The following is a 668-nucleotide window of genomic DNA, read 5'->3' as shown; positions in this document are numbered from 1 at the left end:
ATGCTAGTAGTGTGAATCCTATTGACTGGAAAACCCGCAAAGGAATGTTGAGTATATTAACAGGAAATAAATTTCCCCTGATTTTGGGTTTTGATGTGGCTGGGGAAGTGTTGGAAGTTGGTTCACAAGTAACGCGCTTTAAAGTAGGAGACGCTATATATGGCAGCACTAACTTTCCTGGAGGTGCTTATGCAGAGTTTGCTGTTGTTTCTGAAAATTTAGCTGCTCCCAAACCCATAAACATGACTTATGAACAAGCAGCTACCGTTCCTTTAGCGGCTCTAACGGCTCTCCAAGCCCTACGAGACTTGGGCAATGTCAACTCAGGTCAAAAGGTATTGATTAATGGGGCTTCGGGCGGTGTGGGCATTTTTGCTGTACAAATTGCCAAAGTATTGGGGGCTGAGGTGACGGGTGTTTCTAGTTCTAAAAATTTGGATTTCGTCAAGTCTCTAAATGCAGATTTAGTGATTGACTATACTCTACAGGATTTTACAGAAGGTAATGTGCAGTACGATATTATTTTTGATGTGGTTGCCAAAAGAGTATTTTCTGATTGCAGAAAAGTTTTAAAACCCAATGGGGTGTTTATTTCTACTTTACCTAACCCAGACGTAATTTTGCAGATTGCTTTAACGGCATTTTTACCGGGACAAAAGGTGAAATTT

General features: G+C 40.7%; 1 protein-coding gene. It reads left to right on the top strand.

Annotation, left to right across the window (positions count from 1 at the left end):
- The coding region (locus CUN59_RS06110; RefSeq protein WP_104387046.1) for an NAD(P)-dependent alcohol dehydrogenase at nt 1-668 on the top strand (668 nt) is incomplete at both ends.

Origin of the sequence: Cuspidothrix issatschenkoi CHARLIE-1 (assembly GCF_002934005.1) — a bacterium.
Taxonomy (GTDB): domain Bacteria; phylum Cyanobacteriota; class Cyanobacteriia; order Cyanobacteriales; family Nostocaceae; genus Cuspidothrix; species Cuspidothrix issatschenkoi.
This window is presented reverse-complemented; position numbering and strand designations above follow the sequence as displayed.